Origin of the sequence: Mitsuaria sp. CC2 (assembly GCF_048957715.1) — a bacterium.
Taxonomy (GTDB): Bacteria; Pseudomonadota; Gammaproteobacteria; order Burkholderiales; family Burkholderiaceae_C; genus Roseateles.
This window is the reverse complement of record NZ_JARVXN010000036.1, coordinates 18,760-33,766: the sequence shown is the minus strand read 5'-3', so window position 1 is coordinate 33,766 and position 15,007 is coordinate 18,760. Positions and strand designations below refer to the sequence as shown.

Here is a 15,007-nt window from a genome sequence, read left to right as displayed (position 1 = left end):
CGGCCGCTGAAGCTCCCACAGGTGCGTCCCGAATGGCTTCGCATGCCGTTGCTTGATCGGCACGCGGGTTGGTCCGAACGAGAGCGGAAATGGGTTGACGAGGTCGACAGCGACCTGGCGCCGTTCCCGGCACATCACGATGGCCAAGTCGTAGCCGAGGTTTCGCGCATCAAGATCTTCAAGCCACGCCAGTCAGAGCATCGTCTCTATCGATTTCGAGCACCCTCGGCACAAACCGACGGAGAGGACTTCGACCAGTGCTATGACTCGTTGCCAATCGCTGTATGGCTAGGGCGGCACGTCGTCTTCGATCGGGAACTGGCGCCGACGCTGGTAAGGCGAGTTGTTTGTTCGGTTGATACGGGCTTCGACGCAGCGGCCTATCCATTCGCGTTGTGCCCAAACTGGTTGATGAGGCTCCGCTGGCGCGCGCATGACGACGAACCCAGCGTCTTCCTTGACGCTAGCGGAGCAGTGGTCGCAAAGCTCCATTGGTGGCGTGACGCCGGGCCGGTTGATATCGATGCGGAGTCTCTGTGGGGCGAGGGTTGCTACCTTGTCCTGACGCCTGCAGGCCTCAAACAGATCACCGCTGCCCGTGAGAAGCCTGCCCTGGACATCAACGTATTTGCAAGCAGGCAGATCAAGCAGCCAAGTAACAACGGCCAACCTCTGTTGAAGACGGCGACGAACGGCTACTCGCTCTAAGTCGTGGACTTCGTGCGATGCCAGGCGAGGGCTCGGCTGGCGCTTTATGGCGGGACCACTCGGACCGTTCCCGGAGGACTGCTTCCGGCCGCGTGGCCGGCGTCCGTCGTGGCTCAACGACAGACCGCACCCGCTGCAAAGCAGTCCCTCGCGTAGCCGTGATCACGCTGCCGAGCGTGAGGGCCAACCGCGGAAACGCGCACGCACCGGCTACAAATCCGAATCCGTGCCCTCCTCACATCCGCTCATCCGCCGCCCATGCAGCTCACGCCGCTGCGCTGCGGCTTCGTCTCCTGGTGCTCGAAACGCGGGGCGTCGATGACGACACTCCATCCATCGACACAGCCCACCGACCCAGGAGAACCACATGACCCACCGCCTCGACATCGAATCCGCCACCAGCCGCAGCATCAAGGCCGTCGCTTTCGGCGCACTCGCCGCCGTGGTGATGGGTCTGGGCATGGCCCATGCAGAAGGTCAGCGCGAGATGCGCGCCCAGATCGTCACACTCGATCCGGTGGTGATCTCGGTCAAGCGTCAGCAGCTGCCGACGGTCTACGTGACCGGCCGCCGCGATACCTCGTCCGACAGCATCCAAGTCGCTGCGGCGCAGTAAGACCTGACGGTCGCGCTGCGTCGATGGAGGCCTTGCGGCCTCAGGCAAAACGCCCGGCTTGTGCCGGGCGTTTTGCTTTGCAAGCCGTGCCAGAGAACGGAAGAAGCCAAGCGCCTTGGCATCAGCCCTGCGGCTGCTCTCTCGGCACGCTCAACCGCACCCGCAAGCCCTGACCCTGCGTCGCATCGAGCAGCTCCAGCTTCCCGCGATGCCGCTGCGCGATGTCCAACGCGATCGCCAGGCCCAGGCCGCTGCCCGTGCCCTTGGACTCGCTGCCGCGCTCGAAGCGGCGCAGCGCGCGTTCGCGGTCCTGCGGCGGGATGCCGGGGCCGTTGTCCTCGACCTCCATGCGGGACCACTCGCCGTCGCTGCCGGTGCGCACCGTGATGCGCGGAGTCGGCCCGGCGTAGTTCAGGCTGTTGTGCAGCACGTTGGACAGCAGCTCCCGCAACAGGAAGCTCTGCCCCAGCACCGGCGCGCTCTCCAGCTCGAACTCGATGTCCGCGCCGGCCTGCAGCGCACGCGGCACCCAGTCCTCCGCGACCTGCGCGGCGATGTCGCGCAGGTTCACCGGCTGCTCACGGCCGCCGGGCTCGGCCTCGGCACGCGCGATCGACAGCATCTGCGTCGCCAGCCGCGCGCTGCGGTCCACCGACCCCTGCAGCCGCTTGAGCACCGGCTCCATCTGCGGATCGTGCGGCTCCAGCAGGGCCAGGTCGATCTCGGTGCGCAGCGAGGTCAGCGGCGTGCGCAACTGATGCGCCGCATTCGCGAGGAAGTCCTGCTGCGCCGAGGACGCCCGACGCAGCCGCTCGAAGAGCCGGTTGAACGCCGCGATCAGCGGCCGCAACTCGCCGGGCACGTCGTGCTGCAGCGGCTCCAGGCGCGCGAGGTCGCGTTGTTCCAGTTCCGCGCTCAGCTGCGACAAGGGCCGCAGGCCGCGGTAGGTCGCCCACCAGCCGGCGCCCGCCAGCAATACGGCCATGCCGCCGATCAGCAGCACGACGACCACGAGCAGTTGCTGCTGCAGGGCATCGCGCTTGTTCAAGGTCTCGGCGACCAGGATCTGGCAGACATGCCCGTTGCCGCAGGTGGCGCCGAGCGCCGCGGCGCGCAGCGATTCGCCGTCCAGCGATGCCAGCGTGAAGACCCATTCGTTGGGCTTGCGCTTGGGCAGCTTCAGCCGCGCGAGCTGCACGTCGCCGAGCAGCACCTCCCCCGCCGGATCGAGCACCAGGTAGTAGATGCGGTCGGTGCGGTCGAAACGCAGCGCCCGGTCGGTCGGCCCCGACACGTCGACGACGACCTGCCCGTCGCGCTCGCGCAGCAGGCTGGCCACCGCCAGCGCCGTGTCGCCCAGCGCCTGGTCCAGCCAGGAGATCGCCGTGTCGTGCATGACCCGGTACAGCATGAAGCCGGCCGCGGGCACCGCGACCAGCACGGGGAACATCAGCCAGATCAGCAGCCGCTGCTTGAGGCTGAAGGTCCGGCCGCCGCGGGGCTGGGACGACTCGGTCATGCCGCGGGGGTCAGGCCTTGGCGGCCGGCGGGGACGGCATCTCTTCCAGCAGGTAGCCCAGGCCGCGCACGGTGCGCAACTGCAGGCCGGCGGGCTCGATCTTGGCCCGCAGGCGCGAGACGCAGACCTCGATCGCGTTGTCGCTCACGCCCTGCTCCCAGCCGTTGCTGGCCGAGGCGATCTGCTCCTTGGCCACCACCTTGCCGGCGCGCGCCAGCAGGAAACCCAGCACGTCCCACTCGCGGGCCGACAGCGCCAGCGGCTCCTCGGCGATGTAGGCGCGGCGCGCCTCCATGTCCATGCGCAGCGAGGAGAGTCTCAACTCGTTGCCGGTGCGGGCCTGGCTGCGGCGCACCAGCGCGCGGGCGCGGGCGATCAGCTCGCTCAGCGCGAAGGGCTTGACCAGGTAGTCGTCGGCGCCGCCTTCCAGGCCGCGCACGCGGTCCTCGACGGCGTCGCGCGCCGTCAGCAGCAGGACCGGCGTCGTGCTGCCCTGCGCGCGCACGCGCCGCAGCGTCTCGAAACCGTCGATGCCGGCCAGACCGATGTCCAGGATGAGCAGGTCGTAACGGTCCTCGCGCAGCGACAGCGGCACGGGTTCGCCGCGGGCGCTGACGTCCACGACCCAGGACTGCGAGCGCAGCGCCCGGGCGGTGGACTCCGCCAGGAACTCATCGTCTTCGACCAGGAGGATTCGCATGGAGCGTCAGCATAAAGCCAGACCCTTGCACGGGCCAATCCGTCACCTGTCAGAAACCTGAGGGCAACGGCGCCGACAGGTTGCGGACAGCTTGTCGTCAAGTCCGCAACAGCGAGCTTGGACAGACTGCCGTCTATGCCGAACACCGCCCACCCCGACTTCCCCGCCCAGCCGGATCCGCGCCCCGCCGTGCTGCTCCTGCACGGCCTGTGCGCCAACCCGCTGGAGATGATGCCGCTGGCCCGCGCGCTGCGCGACGCCGGCTACGTCGTGGAAGCGCCCGCCCTGGACGGCTACGGCGTCGTGCCCCCGGTCGCCGGCGCGCCGGCCGCCGACCCGCCGGTCCGCCGCGCGGTCCCGCCCTTCGAGCAATGGGTCGAGATGGCGGCCGCGCACTTCGACGCGCTGGCCGCGAAGCACGACCGCGTGGCCGTCGGCGGGCTGTCGATGGGGGCCGTGCTGGCGCTGGCCCTGGCGCTGAAACGGCCGGCGGCGGCGTTGATGCTGCTGTCCACCAGCCTGCACTTCGACGGCTGGAACGTCTCGCCGTGGCGCCGGCTGCTGCCGCTGGCCTACGTGCCGCCGCTGCGCCAGTGGCTGGCCTTCCGCGAGACGCCGCCCTACGGCATCAAGAACGAACGGCTGCGCGAGTGGGTCGCGCAGGCGATGAATGCGAGCCACGTCTCCGCCGCCGGCGCGGACCGGCTGCCGGCCGCGTCGCTGTACCAGGCGTCCCGGATGATCCGCCTCGTGCGCCGCCGGCTGCACGAGATCGACGCGCCCGCGGTCGTCCTGCATGCGAGCGAGGACGACGTCAGCGGTCCCCGTTCGGTGCTGGAGCTGCAGCGCCATCTGGCCACGACGCCCGAGGTGCACTGGTTCCATCACAGCTATCACATGCTGACATTGGACAACGAACGCGGCGCCGTCACCCAGGCGGCGCGTCAGTTCCTGCAGCGCCTGGTGCCCGTCGAGGCACTGTCCGAGCGCCCTTCCCCTTTGACCACGACCGAGGACCTCCGCCATGAGCAACACGCTTGATCAACTCCGTCAACTGGCCTGCCACGAGCTGGGCATGAACGACGACGAACTGAAGAACGACGTCACCTTCGCCGAACTGGGGCTGGACTCGCTGATGCTGGTCGACTTCATGTTCGCGGTGGAGGACAAGTTCCACATCGAGATCGACCACGACACCGCGATGAAGCAGCCGACGATCGTCGGGCTGGCCGCCATCGTGGACGCGCAGCTGGCCGCCAAGGCCGACGCCGGCGGCACGCCCGCGGCCGTCGCCGCCTGAGCGCCGGTGCCGGCATGAGCCCGGAAGCGGTATGGATCACCGGCATCGGCGCGTGCAGCGCGCTCGGCCCGGACGCGGACTCGCTGGCGCAGGCGCTGGCGCTGGGGCGGTCGGGGATCACGCTGCAGCCGGGGGAACCGACACGCGGCGTGGCGCCGTTCGCGGCGGCGGCCGTGACGCTGCCGCTGGGACAGGACATGCCGCCGGCGCAGCGCAACCTGCACGACCGCCACAGCCTGATGGCGCTGCACGCGGCGCGCGAGGCGTGGACGCAGTCCGGCCTGCCGGCGACGTCGGCGACGCCGGAGCGCTCGGCGGTGGCCTGGGGCACGGGCCTGGGCGGCTCGAACGCGCTGCAGCAGTCTTACGGCGAGCACCTGACGAAGGAGACGCCGCGCATCCATCCCTACACGGTGGTGCGGGTGATGAGCAACTCGGCCGCTTCGCACCTGGCGATGAAGTACGGGCTGAAGGCGGCGATGCTGACGATCTCCAACGCCTGCGCCTCGTCGGCGCAGGCGATCGGCGAGGCGCTGATGCTGCTGCGCCAGGGGCGCGCGGATGTGGCGCTGGTCGGGGGCTCGGAGGCGATGCTGAACCCGGGCTCGGTGGCGGCGTGGCAGGCGATGGGCGTGATGGCGCCGGCGGATCCGGAAGATCCGTCGCGCAGCTGCCGGCCGTTCGACGATGCGCGCAACGGCCTGGTGCTGGGCGAGGGCGCGGCGGCGCTGGTGCTGGAGACGGAGAGCCACGCCCGCGCACGCGCCGCGTCGGCGCTTGCCGTGCTAGCCGGCTACGGGCATAGCGTGGATGCGGTGCACCTGTCACGGCCCGACGCCGACGGCCAGGAACGCGCGCTGCGCGCGGCGCTGGCGGATGCGGGCATCGAGGCGTCGCAGGTCGGCTATGTGAACGCGCACGGCACGGCGACGGACGTGGGCGACACGGTCGAGGCGGAATCGCTGTCGCGCGTCTTCGGCGTGCGCGGCGTGCCGGTCAGCGCGACCAAGGCCCTGCACGGCCACCTGATCGGCGCCGGCGGCGCGCTGGAACTGGTCGCCTGCGTCCAGGCGATGCGCCGCGGTCAGCTCCCGCCGAGCGCGCACATCGACACGAGCCTGCTCGAAGAGATCGCCGACGTGATCCGCGAACCGCGAGCCTTCGATCCGTCGAAGGCCATGGTCAGCAACTCGTTCGCGTTCGGTGGCAGCAACGTGTCACTGGTGATCCGGGCGGCCTGAGCCGCCTTTCACCTCAAACCGCTCCAGCATCGTCGCCAGCTCCGCCGCGGAGCGCAGGCCGAGCTTGGTGAACGCTCTCGCGCGGTGGACCTCCACCGTGCGGATCGCGATGCCGAGCTCGTCGGCGACCTGCTTGTTGAGCTTGCCGGCCGCGACCAGCACCGCGACCTCGCGTTCGCGGTCGGTCAGGCTGGCGAGCTTGCCGGCGACGTCCGCGTGGACGCGGGACTCGCGCCAGCGGTGGATGTCCGTCGCGATCGCGCGCTGCACCTTGTTGACCAGCGCCTGGTCGTTGAAAGGCTTCTCGACGAAGTCGAGCGCGCCCTTCTGCATCGCGTCCACCGCCATCGGAATGTCGCCGTGACCGCTCAGGAAGATCACCGGCAGCGGCACGCCGCGCGCGATCAATTCGTCGTGCACCTGAAGGCCCGACAGCGGCTCCATCCGCACGTCCAGCACGATGCAGCCGTGCGGCTCGATCGCGCGATCGAGCGCCTCGAACAACGCCGGGCCGCTCGCATGCGGCTCCACCCGCAACCCGTGCGTGCGCATCAGGAAGGCCAGCGCATCGCGCACCGCCGCCTCGTCGTCCACCAGGTGGACCGTCGCCTGTGGGTCGCTCATCGCGCGCCCTCCTTGTGTTGTCCGATGCCGCGGTCAATGCCTGTGCCAACACCGATGCCGGAACTGCTGCCGTCGGCGAACTCGCTGCCGTCGCACGCGCCCTGCCCCGGGCACAGCGGCAGCGTGAAGCTGATCCTCGCGCCGCCGAGCGCGCTCGCGCCGGCCTCCATGCCGCCGTGATGCGCCTCGATCACGGAACGGCAGATCGCCAGTCCCATGCCCATCCCCTCGGACTTCGTCGAATAGAACGCCGTCGTCAGCTGATCGATCCCGCGTCCCTGCAGCCCCGGGCCGTTGTCGTCGACATCGACCCGAACGAAGCGATCGCCGACGCGCTGCGCGGCGATGCGCACCTGCGAGCCCGGCTTGCCATGCAATTCATCGAGTGCATTGCGGACGAGGTTGATCAGCACCTGCTCGATGAGCACCGCATCGGCCTGCACGTCCGGCAGCCCCGTCGGCATCGCCACCTCGACGAGCACGCCGCGCAGGTCGCGCTTGAGCAGCGCCAGCACCCGCGCCGCGAGCTCCGGCACCGCGCAGCGTTCCGGCTGCGGCGCGCGCCGCGTCAGGAAGGCCCGGATGCGCTGCACGATGCGCCCGGCCTCCTGCGCCTGCTCGCCGAGCCGACGCAGCGCCTCCATCACGATCTCGTCGGTCTGGCCGACGCGTTCCAGCGAACGCAGCGCGCCCGCGTTGTAGCCGGCGATCGCCGCCAGCGGCTGGTTCAGCTGATGCGCCAGCGCCGACGCCACCTCGCCCAGCGTGCTCAGCCGCGCCTGGTGCGCCAGCGCCTCCGTGCGGCGGCGGTCGCGCTCCTCGGTCTGCTTGCGCGCGCTGATGTCGACGATCGAGCCCATCCAGCCGATCTGCACGCCGTTCGCGTCCACCAGCGGCGCCTCGAAGATCATCACGTCCAGTTCGTGCCCGTCACGATGCATCCAGCGCGCCTCGTAGCCCTCGCGCGGCGCGCCGCCGGCCATGTTGCGCCGGTGGCGGCGCAGGCTGTCCGCCATCTCGTCGGGCAGCCAGTACGGCATCGGCGGCAGCTGCCCGAGCAGGTCTTCGGCGCTGTAGCCCACCAGATCGCAGAACGCGCGGTTCACGTGCGTCAACCGGCCTTCCAGGTCGCGACCGCGCAGGCCCACCGTCAACGAGTCCTCGACCGCGCGACGCCACGCCGCCTCGGTCCGTGCCTCGCCTTCGGCGCGCCGCACCTCGCGCATCTGCCGGCGCAGCATCGCGCTGGCCAGCGCCGACAACAGCAGGAAAACGCCCATCAGCGCCGCCGCCAGCGTGTACCACCATGGCCGATGCGGCACGCGGGTGTTGAGTTCGAGCCAGGTCTCGCGCATCGCCGGGTCGACGCTGACACGGTAGCTCTGCGTGCCGGTCAGCGCGAGCGAATCGCCGGTCTGCGCCAGCGCATCACCGGTCTGCGCCAGCCGCTGTCCCAGCCCGTCAACGAGTCTCACGTCGTACTTCTGCGCGAGCCACCACGGCAGCGTCTGCCGCAGCAGCGCGCTCGGCGCGAAGCGCACGACCAGCCGGCCCCCCTGCGGCCGCGGGGCGCTCCAGTGCGCGGTCAGGCCGCCTTCATCCAGGCTCACGCCGCTGCGCTCCCGCGACGGCGCCAGCGCCTGCGGCGTCTGCTGCGGCACATGCGCGATGACGCGGTTGTTGGCGTCGAGCACCGTCGCGCTGACCCACAGGCGCCGCAGCCCTTCAGCGACCGCCCGATGGTTCAGCAGCATCTGGTCGTCGACGTTCCCCGGCAGCTGCTGAGCCAGGCGATCGACCGCCGCATGCTCCGCGTTGAGCCAGTCGGAGATGCGCGCCTCCAGCGACAGCGCGTCGGCGATCAGCGTGAGCCGTTCCTCCTCGAGATCGCGCATGTCGCTGAGCCGCAGCCACACGCCGAGCGACGCGGCGAAGGCCAGCGCGAGCAGCAGCGGCAACGCCCAGCTCGTGCGTTTGAGCAGTTGGAGGAGACGTCGGGACGCGGCCATGGCGGCAGTCTAGGCGCTGCGCAGAGCGCACGACGGGCCTCCCGGGATACGTGTTTCCCCAATGTGGAAGTCCACAACTGGCGGCACGGGAACCGGATTTCCACAATCCGCCACATTCCGCGACAGGTCGTCACTGCGCCTGATCGGCGGAACCCGAAGAACACTCGCGAAGAACATCAGGAGACCGCATGTCCGCCACGTTCCCCCGCCGCCTGCTGCTGTCGGCTGCCCTTGCCATCGCTGGAGCGGGCGTCGCCGCGTCCGCCTTCGCGCAGGCGCCGATCGTCATCAAGCTGAGCCACGTCGTCGCGCCCGACACCCCCAAGGGCAAGGGCGCGCAGCGCTTCAAGGAACTCGCCGAGGAGCGCAGCAAGGGCAGGCTGAAGGTCGAGGTCTACCCCAACAGCCAGCTCTACAAGGACAAGGAAGAACTCGAGGCGCTGCAGCTGGGCTCGGTGCAGATGCTGGCCCCGTCGCTGGCCAAGTTCGGCCCGCTGGGCGTCAAGGAGTTCGAGGTCTTCGACCTGCCCTTCCTGTTCAAGGACGACGCGTCGTTCCGCAACACGACCAGCACGCTGGGCATGGAGCTGTTCAAGAAGCTCGAGCCCAAGGGCATCAAGGGCCTGGCCTTCTGGGACAACGGCTTCCACATCATGAGCGCCAACAAGCCGCTGCACCATGTGGCGGACTTCAAGGGCCTGAAGATGCGGATCCAGTCCTCCAAGGTGCTGGACGCGCAGATGCGCGCGCTGGGCGCGATCCCGCAGGTGATGGCCTTCTCCGAGCTGTACCAGGCGCTGCAGTCCGGCGTGGTCGACGGCACCGAAGGCGTGCCGTCCAACTTCTACACGCAGAAGACCTACGAGGTGCAGAAGCACACGACGATCAGCAACCACGGCCACCTGGCCTATGCGCTGATCATCAACAAGAAGTTCTACGACGGCCTGCCGGCCGATCTGAAGGCCATCGTCGACAGCAGCGTCAAGGACGCGACGACCTACGCCAACGCGATCGCGCAGACCGAGAACCAGCAGGCCTTCGAGAAGATCAAGGCCAGCGGCAAGACCACCATCTACACGCTGACCCCGGCGGAAGTGAACGAGTGGAAGCTGGCGCTGATGCCGGTCCACAAGGAGATGGAGTCGCGCGTTGGCAAGGGCACCGTCGAGGCCGCCTACAAGGCCGCCGGTTTCGTCCCGCCGACGAAGTAAGCCGCTCACCGTCCTTCCTCAGCCGCGCCCTGCTCAGGCGGCGCGGCTTTTCTTTGCCTGAAGGAGACCGCCATGTCATTGAAATGGCTGGACCGACTCGAGGAAACGCTGATCGCATGCCTCATGGGCGCCGCGACGCTGGTGATCGCGATGGCCGTGCTGCACCGCTTCCTGGCCGGGGTGCCGGGGGTGCAGGACTACGTCATCCGCATCGACGTGAGCTGGGCGCAGGAGCTGTGCATCTACATGTTCGTGTGGATGGCCAAGTTCGGCGCGGCCTACGGCGTGCGCGCCGGGACGCACGTCGGCGTCGACGTGGTGGTGCGCAAGCTCAAGCCCGAACACGCGAAGTACCTCGTGATGTTCAGCCTGCTGGCCGGCGCGGTGTTCACCGCGACGGTGGGCACGCTGGGCGCGACCTTCGTGTGGGAGAACGGCGCGCACTACGCGTTCACGCACGCATTGGGCATCGAGAACCCCGACCTCTTCGAAGGCCCGACTTCCCCGGACCTGGAGATCCCCACCTGGATCGCCTATTCGTGCGTGCCGCTGGGTTCCTACCTGATGTGCTTCCGTTTCCTGCAGGTGCTCTGGACCTTCATCCGCACCGGTGAAGTGCCGCACGCGGACCACGGCCACGTCGAAGGCATCGAGGAGGACGTCAAATGAACACGCTGATCATCTTCTCGCTGCTGGTGGTGCTGATGCTCACCGGCATGCCGATCTCGATCTCGCTGGGCCTGACGGTCCTGACCTATCTCTTCACGATGACGAACGTGCCGATCGAATCGGTCGCGCTCAAGCTGTTCACCGGCATCGAGAAGTTCGAGATCATGGCCGTCCCGTTCTTCATCCTGGCGGGCAACTTCCTGACGCACGGCGGGGTGGCGCGGCGGATCATCCACTTCGCCACGACCATGATCGGCCACTGGTACGGCGGCCTCGGGCTGGCCGGCGTGCTGGCCTGCGCGATGTTCGCGGCGATCTCGGGCTCGTCGGTGGCGACGGTCGTCGCGGTCGGCTCCATCATCCTGCCGGCGATGACCCGGCAGGGCTATCCGAAGCAGTTCGGGGCTGGCGTGATCACGACGTCCGGCGCGCTGGGCATCCTGTTCCCGCCGTCGATCAACCTGGTGATGTTCTCCATCGCCACGGCCGGCATGTCGGCGACGGGCCCGCACGGCGAGGTCGTCGGCACCGCCTCCGTCGGCCAGCTGTTCATGGCCGGCGTCGTGCCGGGCGTGTGCCTGTCGGTGCTGCTGGGCATCACGACCTGGTACCGCGCCAAGAAGTACGACTACCCGCGCATGGTCAAGGCCACCTGGGCCGAGCGCTTCAAGGCCTTCCGCGACAGCTTCTGGGGCCTGATGCTGATCGTCGTCGTCATCGGCGGCATCTACAGCGGCAAGTTCACGCCGACCGAAGCGGCCGCCGTGGCCGCCGTGTACGCCTTCATCATCTCGGTCTTCGTCTACAAGGACATGGGCCTGAAGGACGTGCCCAAGGTGCTGCTGAAGGCCGCCGCGATGAGCTCCATGCTGCTGTACATCATCACCAACGCGGTGCTGTTCAGTTTCCTGATGGCCTCGGAGCAGATCCCGCAGACGATGGCCGCGTGGATGTCGGCGCAGGGCTTCGGACTGTTCGTCTTCCTGCTGCTGGTCAACCTCATCCTGCTGGGCGCGGGCAACTTCATGGACCCCGCCGCGATCGTGCTGATCATGGCGCCCATCCTGTTCCCGGTGGCGGCCAAGCTCGGCGTCGATCCGGTGCACCTGGGCATCCTGATGGCGGTCAACATGGAGGTCGGCCTCTGCCACCCGCCGGTGGGCTTGAACCTCTACGTGGCCTCGGGGATCACGAAGATGGGGATCACCGAACTCACCGTCGCCGTGTGGCCGTGGCTGCTCACGATGCTGGGCTTCCTGATGGTCGTCACCTACTGGCCGACGCTGTCGCTGGCACTGCCGAGGGCCCTGGGCCTTGTCGGATAGTCCTGGCCCCCGCCTCCCTCACAAGAGGTAGAGGTGTGGCGCGGCGACCGCCGGATTCGGCAACACGGGTAACGGTCGATTTCAGAGGGGCGCGATCGATTGACGCGCCCGGGAGCGGGCTCCTTTAATGCGCTGCCCCGACGCGACCCGCGCGTCGGGACCGATCACGCCGGCCGCAGCGCCGAAAGGAATCCGCATGGCGCCCGCCCCCCGTCCCATCGCCGCCGAATGGCTCCGTCGATCCGCCGCCCGATCAACCCTGGCCGCCATGGCCGCCGCGTTGCTCGCGGCGCTCAGCGCCTGCGGTGGCGGGAACGGTGACGAGTCCAAACCGCAAGCGGATCCCCCGGTGTCCGAAGCGCCTCCGCCGCCGACGACGCCCGTGACGCCGACGACGCCGACCACGCCCACGGATCCCGCGGCCCCAGCGCCTTCTCCCGCGCCTTCTCCCGCGCCGGCCCCTTCGCCTGCGCCCTCGCCTGCACCGGCGCCGTCTCCTGCACCTTCCCCAGCTCCCGCTCCAGCGCCACCGAGCGGTCCGACCGCGACCACCGCGCTGCGTCTGCCCCTGGAAGTTCTCGGCGCCGGCCTGCCCAGCGCGCCGACGGTCGCCACGGCCAACCTGACGCTCGACGTCAGCGGCATCGGTGCCGCCACCGAGCTGTGGCTGCGCTGCCATCGCTGCGGCTTCTTCGGCCCTCCGGAATACGAGGCCACCACCGAGACGCCCGCCAGGATCAAGGCGAGCCTGCGCATCCTCGGCGGCACGGCGGTCGCCAACGCGAGCGCGATCCCCTGGGTCGACATCACCGACGCCACGATGACGCTCGCGGACGCCGAGCGCGTGCAGGGCGGCCTGCAACGCGGCGGCGGCCTCTACACCGCGCGCATGAAGCTGACGCTGGACGCGACCACCAAGGCGCGCCTGATCAGCGGCGTGAACCTCGTGCAGTTCCGCTTCAACGGCAGCGACGGCGAGTCCAACGGCTACCGCGTCATCGATCTGCAGTTCCGCAACGCGCAGGGACAGAGCCTCGCGACGAACGCGGTGGAACGCACCGACATCAACGTCGAGAAGGTGGCCGGCCGCACGCTGACCGCCGACGTCGCCGCCGGCGAGAAGCTGTGGAAGGCGGAGAACCGCCTGATGAAGTCGACGCTGGTGAACCACCAGCTCCGCGCGGCGTGCGCCTCGTGCCACGCCGCGGACGGCCGGGACCTCCAGTACTTCAACTACTCCAACAATGCGATCGTCCAGCGCTCCCGCTTCCACGGCCTGACCGAGGCCGAAGGCGGACAGATCGCCGCCTACCTGCGTTATGCGCTGCGCGACATGGCGCACGTGGCGCAGGCCGCGCCGTGGAATCCGCCGTACCAGCCGGGTGCCGGCATCGACAGCAGGCCGGTCACCGAATGGGCGGCCGGCGCCGGTCTGGACGCCGTGCTCGACTCGCCGTCGGATGCCGTCAAGGCGCTGTTCGGCAAGCCGCTCGACGGCACGGCGCTCGCGCTGACGCAGGCCGACGTCGACAAGGTGATGGACGCCAACGCGACGCTCAACACCCGCGACATCCCGCTGCCCATCCAGTTCCCCGACTGGAACTCCTACCTGCCGGCGATGCATCCGCTGGACATCTGGCCGACGGGCGCCAACGCGGCCGGCTCCTTCGAGACCGGCGCGACCTTCACCGCCGACAACCGGCGCCTGGATCCGCTGGCCACCTCGAAGAAGATCGCCGCGTGGTTCGAGTCGCACCGCTCCGGCACCTTCGGCGACTGGAGCCACCTGACGCCGCAGCAGCGCAACGAGATCCAGTCGATGCTGCAGCCCTCCGGCTTCGAGCTGTACGCCTTCCTCGGCGGCGGACGCGGCAACCACGTCGCGGCCACGGGCCAGTACGGCGCGCAGGTCGGCGCGGCGCAGTTGATGAAGTCGCTCTCGGCCGCCCGCACCGCCACGGAACCCGCCGCCTTCACCACCAACGCCTTCATCGAACGGGTCGTCGGCAGCACACTGCAGTGGAACCTCGTCCAGCAGTGGGAGTGGGCCCAGCGCTACGGCCTGGAAGGCGACCAGCGCTGGTTCATCGGCAGCTACGACGCCACGGCCAAGACCTGGGCCGGACGGGGCGAGAAGCGCGGATGGCCGTTCAACACGGTCAGCGCCTTCTTCCTTGCGCCGCACATGGTCTACCAGCAGGACAACGACGCCACCGGCAAGATCACCCGCGAATGGCTGCTGGCCTGGGAGACGGGCAACAAGCTTGGCTCCTACACGCGGACCAACGCGTGGTACCAGATGCAGGTCACGCTGAACCCCGGCGCGCAGAGCGACTGGGTGAATTTCTCGGTCGACTGGCCCTATCTGACCGGCTTCGACTCGCTGTTGTCGCAGACGCTGGGCGACGCGACGCCGGCGCGGTCCACGGCCGCGACGCTGAGCGACATCCGCCTGCTGCAGGCGCGCATCAAGTCGGCGCAGTTCGTCAACAACAACATCCCGCTGTGGGTGCCGACTGACACGCGGTCGATCATCAACAACCGCGGCCGCTTCAGCAAGGCCGCGGTGGTCAAGCACCTGAACCCGATCAACTTCATGGAGGCCGTGTCGACGCAGGCGACGCAGACCTCGCCGTTCAAGCGGCTCGACAAGCTGCAGGCCGGACTGACGTTGAAGCTGCTGAACGGCGCGTTCAAGCAGTTCAACCAGCTCTACACGGTCACCGACCCGGCGATCTGGCGCCGCTGCGATCCCAACAACATGGATCTGGGCGAGGCGGAGCCCACCGCGGGCTTCGGCTTCTGCCTCGACCAGACGAAGCAGCCGCTGACGCTCAAGTCACCCGGCGTCTACGTCATGGCGTCGACGGACTACCGCAGCACGGCAGAACAGAAGCTGCAGTACGCGGTCTGGAAAGCCGGCGTCCTCGGCGCCGATCCGGATCGCATCAAGACGCTGAACGACTGGCTGCTGCGCGCCTGGCCGTGAAGCGCGCCTGGGCGTGAAGGCCGCCGGTCGGACTCCCTCTCCCGCTTGCGGGAGTGGGTGGGGGTGAGGTCCAGCGTCGGTGGCAGGACGGCCCCG

12 protein-coding genes and 1 pseudogene are annotated in these 15,007 nt (G+C 69.1%); 9 read left to right on the top strand and 4 right to left on the bottom strand.

Translation table 11 applies throughout. The features are described 5' to 3' along the window. Positions 1 to 708: pseudogene (locus tag PV762_RS24090) on the top strand (ATP-binding protein); the annotation flags it as partial. 367 nt (positions 709 to 1,075) lie between these two features. Then, on the top strand, positions 1,076 to 1,324 hold the full coding sequence (locus PV762_RS24085) for a hypothetical protein (protein ID WP_421037534.1): 249 nt from the start codon (positions 1,076 to 1,078) through the stop codon (positions 1,322 to 1,324). Between the two features lie 121 nt (positions 1,325 to 1,445). Here the strand turns inward: PV762_RS24085 and PV762_RS24080 are convergent, their stop codons facing one another. Beyond that, a complete protein-coding gene (locus PV762_RS24080) occupies positions 1,446 to 2,843 on the bottom strand; it encodes a sensor histidine kinase (protein WP_421037533.1) in 1,398 nt (465 codons plus the stop codon). Between the two features lie 10 nt (positions 2,844 to 2,853). Next, positions 2,854 to 3,543, bottom strand: coding sequence for a response regulator (locus PV762_RS24075; RefSeq protein ID WP_297525182.1), 690 nt, complete (start codon positions 3,541 to 3,543; stop codon positions 2,854 to 2,856). Positions 3,544 to 3,678: 135 nt separating this feature from the next. On the opposite strand from PV762_RS24075, the gene PV762_RS24070 reads away from it, so the two are divergent. From PV762_RS24070 to PV762_RS24060, 3 genes are read left to right on the top strand one after another with little or no spacing between them, the layout of a single operon-like run. Beyond that, positions 3,679 to 4,584: an alpha/beta hydrolase gene (locus tag PV762_RS24070; protein WP_421037532.1), complete on the top strand. Its 906-nt coding sequence runs from the start codon at positions 3,679 to 3,681 to the stop codon at positions 4,582 to 4,584. Continuing rightward, positions 4,568 to 4,843, top strand: coding sequence for an acyl carrier protein (locus PV762_RS24065; protein WP_297532421.1), 276 nt, complete (start codon positions 4,568 to 4,570; stop codon positions 4,841 to 4,843). Before PV762_RS24070 ends, PV762_RS24065 begins: the two co-directional genes overlap by 17 nt. 14 nt (positions 4,844 to 4,857) lie before the next feature. Continuing rightward, positions 4,858 to 6,084: a beta-ketoacyl-[acyl-carrier-protein] synthase family protein gene (locus tag PV762_RS24060; RefSeq protein ID WP_421037531.1), complete on the top strand. Its 1,227-nt coding sequence runs from the start codon at positions 4,858 to 4,860 to the stop codon at positions 6,082 to 6,084. Here PV762_RS24060 and PV762_RS24055 read toward each other — a convergent pair. Both PV762_RS24055 and PV762_RS24050 read right to left on the bottom strand, forming a co-directional pair. Beyond that, entirely contained in the window at positions 6,061 to 6,708 is a 648-nt protein-coding gene (locus PV762_RS24055; RefSeq protein WP_421037530.1) for a response regulator transcription factor, read from the bottom strand. The genes PV762_RS24060 and PV762_RS24055 overlap by 24 nt on opposite strands. Continuing rightward, positions 6,705 to 8,717 (bottom strand): sensor histidine kinase, encoded by a 2,013-nt coding sequence (locus tag PV762_RS24050; protein ID WP_421037528.1) that lies wholly within the window; start codon positions 8,715 to 8,717, stop codon positions 6,705 to 6,707. Before PV762_RS24050 ends, PV762_RS24055 begins: the two co-directional genes overlap by 4 nt. A gap of 188 nt (positions 8,718 to 8,905) precedes the next feature. Here PV762_RS24050 and PV762_RS24045 point away from each other — a divergent pair, with 188 nt between their 5' ends. The 4 genes from PV762_RS24045 to PV762_RS24030 all read left to right on the top strand — a co-directional run bounded on the left by PV762_RS24045 (position 8,906) and on the right by PV762_RS24030 (position 14,911). Continuing rightward, positions 8,906 to 9,928, top strand: a complete 1,023-nt coding sequence (locus PV762_RS24045) for a TRAP transporter substrate-binding protein (protein ID WP_421037527.1) — start codon at positions 8,906 to 8,908, stop codon at positions 9,926 to 9,928. 78 nt (positions 9,929 to 10,006) lie between these two features. Next, positions 10,007 to 10,597 (top strand): TRAP transporter small permease, encoded by a 591-nt coding sequence (locus tag PV762_RS24040; RefSeq protein ID WP_421037535.1) that lies wholly within the window; start codon positions 10,007 to 10,009, stop codon positions 10,595 to 10,597. Then, positions 10,594 to 11,922, top strand: a complete 1,329-nt coding sequence (locus PV762_RS24035) for a TRAP transporter large permease (protein ID WP_421037526.1) — start codon at positions 10,594 to 10,596, stop codon at positions 11,920 to 11,922. The genes PV762_RS24040 and PV762_RS24035 overlap by 4 nt, the downstream gene beginning before the upstream one ends. A 196-nt stretch (positions 11,923 to 12,118) precedes the next feature. Then, the gene (locus PV762_RS24030; protein ID WP_421037525.1) at positions 12,119 to 14,911 is read left to right on the top strand and encodes a hypothetical protein; all 2,793 of its coding nucleotides are present in this window, start codon (positions 12,119 to 12,121) and stop codon (positions 14,909 to 14,911) included. The last annotated feature ends 96 nt before the right edge of the window (positions 14,912 to 15,007 follow it).

What these genes read in the sequence shown, in the direction of transcription:
- PV762_RS24085 (WP_421037534.1), top strand. Translation starts at nt 1,076, where the DNA reads ATGACCCACCGCCTCGACATCGAATCCGCCACCAGCCGCAGCATCAAG.
- PV762_RS24080 (WP_421037533.1), bottom strand. Translation starts at nt 2,843, where the DNA reads ATGACCGAGTCGTCCCAGCCCCGCGGCGGCCGGACCTTCAGCCTCAAG.
- PV762_RS24075 (WP_297525182.1), bottom strand. Translation starts at nt 3,543, where the DNA reads ATGCGAATCCTCCTGGTCGAAGACGATGAGTTCCTGGCGGAGTCCACC.
- PV762_RS24070 (WP_421037532.1), top strand. Translation starts at nt 3,679, where the DNA reads ATGCCGAACACCGCCCACCCCGACTTCCCCGCCCAGCCGGATCCGCGC.
- PV762_RS24065 (WP_297532421.1), top strand. Translation starts at nt 4,568, where the DNA reads ATGAGCAACACGCTTGATCAACTCCGTCAACTGGCCTGCCACGAGCTG.
- PV762_RS24060 (WP_421037531.1), top strand. Translation starts at nt 4,858, where the DNA reads ATGAGCCCGGAAGCGGTATGGATCACCGGCATCGGCGCGTGCAGCGCG.
- PV762_RS24055 (WP_421037530.1), bottom strand. Translation starts at nt 6,708, where the DNA reads ATGAGCGACCCACAGGCGACGGTCCACCTGGTGGACGACGAGGCGGCG.
- PV762_RS24050 (WP_421037528.1), bottom strand. Translation starts at nt 8,717, where the DNA reads ATGGCCGCGTCCCGACGTCTCCTCCAACTGCTCAAACGCACGAGCTGG.
- PV762_RS24045 (WP_421037527.1), top strand. Translation starts at nt 8,906, where the DNA reads ATGTCCGCCACGTTCCCCCGCCGCCTGCTGCTGTCGGCTGCCCTTGCC.
- PV762_RS24035 (WP_421037526.1), top strand. Translation starts at nt 10,594, where the DNA reads ATGAACACGCTGATCATCTTCTCGCTGCTGGTGGTGCTGATGCTCACC.
- PV762_RS24030 (WP_421037525.1), top strand. Translation starts at nt 12,119, where the DNA reads ATGGCGCCCGCCCCCCGTCCCATCGCCGCCGAATGGCTCCGTCGATCC.